We start from the raw sequence: 4,067 nt of genomic DNA, 5'->3' as shown, positions 1-4,067 counted from the left end.
CGGGCGCCAACCCGCCCGCCATCTCCGGCGTTCCGGGCGTCGGCGGCCTGGCCCAGCTGTCCGGCCTCGGCGTCGGCCTCTCCGTCGACTTCCCCGGCCAGCACGCCCGCTTCGACTCCGCGCCCCTGGCCTCGGACATACAGGTCACCGGCTCGCCGACCGTACGCGTCGAGGTCAAAGCCGACTCCGCCGACGCCGTGCTCTTCGCCAAGCTCTACGACGTGGCCCCCGACGGCAGCCAGGTGCTGCCCTCCCAGCTCGTGGCGCCCGTGCGCGTCACCGGCGCCAAGGAGGGCAGGACGGTCGAGCTGCGGCTGCCGGCGGTCGACCACTCCTTCTCCTCGGGGCACCGGATGCGGCTCGTCCTGGCCTCGACCGACATGGCGTACGGGTCCCCGGCCGAGCCCGCGACGTACACCGCCGCCCTCGACGGCGAGGGCGCGCTGACCGTGCCCACCGCGCCGGACGTGCGGACCGCCCCCGCCGCCCTTCCCGGGTGGGTCTGGGGCCTTCCCCTGGGGGCCGCGGCCGTCGCCGCGGCGCTGCTGCTCACCGGACGCCGCCGCACCTCGGCCCCGCCCCGGGACCCGGACCTGGCCGAAGTGCCGCTCCAGATCACCGACTTGAGCAAGCGGTACGCCAAGTCGGCCGACCGGTACGCCGTACGGGACCTGTCCTTCCGCGTCGAGCGCGGCCAGGTGCTGGGGCTCCTCGGCCCGAACGGCGCGGGCAAGACCACGACCCTGCGGATGCTCATGGGCCTGATCCGGCCGGACGCCGGCGAGATCCGGATCTTCGGGCAGGCCGTCAGGCCGGGCGCGCCGGTGTTGTCGCGGGTCGGCTCGTTCGTCGAGGGCGCCGGCTTCCTGCCGCATCTGTCGGGCCGGGCCAACCTGGACCTCTACTGGCAGGCGACCGGCCGCCCCCGCGAGGACGCGCGCGTGGCGGAGGCGCTGGAGATCGCGGGCCTGGGGGACGCGATCCACCGGGCCGTGCGCACCTACTCCCAGGGCATGCGGCAGCGGCTCGCCATCGCCCAGGCCATGCTCGGCCTGCCGGACCTGCTGATCCTGGACGAGCCGACCAACGGCCTGGACCCGCCGCAGATCCGCGAGATGCGCGAGGTCCTGATCCGGTACGCGGCCGCCGGGCGGACCGTCATCGTCTCCAGCCACCTCCTGGCCGAGGTCGAGCAGAGCTGCACGCACCTGGTCGTCATGGACCGGGGGCAACTGGTCAGCGCGGGCCCCGTCGCGGAGATCACGGGCGGCGGCGACACCCTGCTGGTGGGCGTCGCCGGGGGCGCGGTCGCGGACGCCACGGTCGACAAGGTGGCCTCCCTGGAGGGCGTCGGCTCGGCCGTCCGCACCGACGAGGGCCTGCTCGTACGACTGGACGGACTCGCGGCCCCCCAACTGCTCGTCGAGCTGGTCCGGTTGGAGATCCCGGTGGACCGGGTCGGCCCGCACCGGCGCCTTGAGGACGCGTTCCTCACCCTGATCGGAGGAGCCACCTCATGACCGCGCAGCACCTGGAGGCGGGCCCCGCGCCCGGCTACCGCGCCCGCCGGACCCTCCCCCTGCGGGTGGAGGCGATGCGCCAGCTGCGGCGCCGCCGCACGCTGGTGGTGGGGGCGGTGCTCGCCGCACTGCCGTTCATCCTGATCACCGCCTTCGCCCTCGGCGGCGAACCGGGCGGCCGCAACAACCGCGTCACGCTGATCGACACGGCCACGGCGTCCGGCGTGAACTTCGCCGCCACCTGCCTGTTCGTCTCGGCGGGCTTCCTGCTGGTGGTGCCGGTAGCGCTGTTCTGCGGCGACACGGTCGCCTCGGAGGCGAGCTGGTCCTCGCTGCGCTATCTGCTGGCCGCGCCCGTGCCGCGCGCCCGGCTGCTCGTCTCCAAACTGGCCGTGGCGCTCGCGTTCAGCGCGGCGGCGATGGTGCTGCTGCCGCTGGTGGCCCTGGCGGCCGGCACAGCGGCGTACGGGTGGGACGACCTCCGGCTGCCCACCGGCGGCGCGCTCGCCCCGGAGACGGCCGTACAGCGGCTCGCGGTCGTCGTCGCGTACGTCTTCGTCAGCCAACTCGTCACCGCGGCGCTGGCGTTCTGGCTCTCGACGGTGACCGACGCGCCGCTGGGCGCGGTCGGCGGCGCGGTGGGCCTGACGATCGTGGGCAATGTCCTCGACCAGGTCACGGCGCTCGGTTCGTGGCGTGACTTCCTGCCCGCGCACTGGCAGTTCGCCTGGGCGGACGCGCTCCAGCCGCAACTGGAGTGGGGCGGCATGCTCCAGGGCGCGGCGGTCTCGGTCTCCTACGCGCTGGTGCTCACGGCCCTGGCGTTCCGCGGCTTCCGCGCCAAGGACGTGGTGTCGTGAGGCGGACAGTACTCGTGAGGCGGACAGCACGTGTCGTGAGGCGGGCAGTACGTGGGGAAGCGGCCCCCGGGGCGCGGCCGTGACACGGCTGGACCCGGCCGAGGCGCGGCGCCGTTTCGCACGGGCCCCGGTCGCCCGCCTGGCGACGGCGGACGGTGACGGCGTCCCGCACGCAGTCCCCGTCTGCTGCGCCCTGGAGGGCGACCGGGTCTGGTTCGCGATCGACCACAAACCCAAGACCACCTGGGATCTGCGCCGCCTCCGCAACATCCGCGAGAACGCCCGCGTCTGCCTCCTGGCCGACCACTACGCCGAGGACTGGTCCACCCTCTGGTGGGCCCGTGCCGATGGCATGGCCGAGATCGTCGAGGTCCCCGAGGGGCGCGCCCACCCGCTGGCCCTGCTCAGGGCCGAGTACGCGCAGTACCGCGCCCGTACGCCCGAGGGCCCGCTCGTCGCCGTCACCGTGACCCGCTGGTCGGGCTGGGCCGCCTCCTGAGGCGTGCCCGCGCGGGGACGCCGCCTCCTGGGAGCCCCTCTCGATCTCTCAGGAGTGCCCCTCGATGCGGGCCTGTTCGACCAGCTCCGCATAGGAGTCGGGATCCTCGAGATCCGACGCGTGGAGCATGGACACCGACCAGGGGACCGGGCACGGCGGCGCGTGGTCGGGGTCCGGGCACAGCAGCCGGGTGATCTGCTCCTTCACCTCCTCGGCCTGCTTCCGGGTGGCGTAGATGCCGAGGCGGACCTCCCAGACGCCGGGGTCGTCTGCGGATTCGGACATCGCTCACCATCCGGGTCGAGTGGGGAAGGGGCCCGCGCATCACCCCTGTTCGACGCTACCAAAGGCGCTTCACGTCGCAGTGGCGCTTGTAGTGGCCCGCCGGGACGGGGACGTTGGCCTTGGCGTCGTTGATCGCGTCCTGCTTGGAGTTGCCCGAGCCGTCGGCCCGGTCGTAGCCGACGACGTGGTTGTCCCTGATCCGGACGATCTGGCACTGCACCGTGGCGTGCCAGGTCTTCTGGACCGAGATCCCGCCCAGCGGAGCCGGCTGGGTGCCCGCGGTGGCGGCCGAGGCGGCGGGCACCACGACACCGCCCAGAGCCAAGGCCATGGTTCCCGCGACGAGTGCGCGTCGGAGCGTCTTCATCGTTGTTCCCTCCCTGCTGTCGATGAGGCCGGAGCCCCCTTGCACCGATGAGGCCGGAGCCCCCATACGCCGATGAGGCCGGAGCCTCTTGCGTCGATGAGGCCGAGCCCCTGCTGCCGATAGGGCCGGAGCGCCCCGGACCCACTCTCACCGGGGCGCTCCGACGACTCCCGACCCTCGCATCCCACGCGGCAACACGCCCCAGTTCCCAGGGGAGTTGGCAGTCGTCTGGCAGCTGTCCGCCACCTGCCACGCCGCAGCACCCCACCTCACCCCACTTCACCCCACCGAGAGGACCGCGCCGAGCCGCGGTGCCACGTCACCCGACGGGCCGCATCCCGCATGGAGCGCCGGGAAGAACCCCGCCGCGCCGGTAGGGTGACGATCCATTGCATACCGGAAGGAATCGGTCACGTGGCTCGGACACGGTGGGCCCGGCTGGCCGCCCACCCGACGCAGGGCGTCGTGCTCGCCTTCGCGGCCGCCATCGCCGTCGGAGCGGGCCTGCTCGCGCTCCCCGAGGCGGCCGCCTCGGG

Annotated in this window: 5 protein-coding genes; 3 read left to right on the top strand and 2 right to left on the bottom strand. The window is 73.8% G+C overall.

The features are described 5' to 3' along the window. The 3 genes from AOK16_RS20425 to AOK16_RS20415 form a co-directional block, all read left to right on the top strand. On the top strand, positions 1-1,520 hold a 1,520-nt coding region (locus tag AOK16_RS20425; protein WP_157859280.1), incomplete at its 5' end, for an ATP-binding cassette domain-containing protein. After that, positions 1,517-2,380 carry an ABC transporter permease gene (locus AOK16_RS20420; protein WP_055473645.1) on the top strand — a complete coding sequence of 288 codons (864 nt, stop codon included), beginning with the start codon at positions 1,517-1,519 and terminating at the stop codon, positions 2,378-2,380. The genes AOK16_RS20425 and AOK16_RS20420, both read left to right, overlap by 4 nt. A 79-nt stretch (positions 2,381-2,459) precedes the next feature. Next, a complete protein-coding gene (locus AOK16_RS20415) occupies positions 2,460-2,879 on the top strand; it encodes a TIGR03668 family PPOX class F420-dependent oxidoreductase (protein ID WP_205627743.1) in 420 nt (139 codons plus the stop codon). 48 nt (positions 2,880-2,927) lie between these two features. Here the strand turns inward: AOK16_RS20415 and AOK16_RS20410 are convergent, their stop codons facing one another. Both AOK16_RS20410 and AOK16_RS20405 read right to left on the bottom strand, forming a co-directional pair. Further along, positions 2,928-3,164 (bottom strand): hypothetical protein, encoded by a 237-nt coding sequence (locus tag AOK16_RS20410; protein ID WP_055473644.1) that lies wholly within the window; start codon positions 3,162-3,164, stop codon positions 2,928-2,930. 55 nt (positions 3,165-3,219) lie between these two features. Continuing rightward, positions 3,220-3,531 (bottom strand): hypothetical protein, encoded by a 312-nt coding sequence (locus AOK16_RS20405; RefSeq protein ID WP_055473643.1) that lies wholly within the window; start codon positions 3,529-3,531, stop codon positions 3,220-3,222. Positions 3,532-4,067 lie beyond the last annotated feature (536 nt).

Origin of the sequence: Streptomyces pathocidini, assembly GCF_001418495.1 — a bacterium.
Taxonomy (GTDB): Bacteria; Actinomycetota; Actinomycetes; order Streptomycetales; family Streptomycetaceae; genus Streptomyces; species Streptomyces pathocidini.
The sequence above is the reverse complement of the archived record's forward strand: the minus strand, read 5'-3'. Positions and strand labels throughout refer to the sequence as shown.

Coding starts and splice junctions, on each gene's coding strand:
- AOK16_RS20420 (WP_055473645.1), top strand. CDS start 1,517: ATGACCGCGCAGCACCTGGAGGCGGGCCCCGCGCCCGGCTACCGCGCC.
- AOK16_RS20410 (WP_055473644.1), bottom strand. CDS start 3,164: ATGTCCGAATCCGCAGACGACCCCGGCGTCTGGGAGGTCCGCCTCGGC.
- AOK16_RS20405 (WP_055473643.1), bottom strand. CDS start 3,531: ATGAAGACGCTCCGACGCGCACTCGTCGCGGGAACCATGGCCTTGGCT.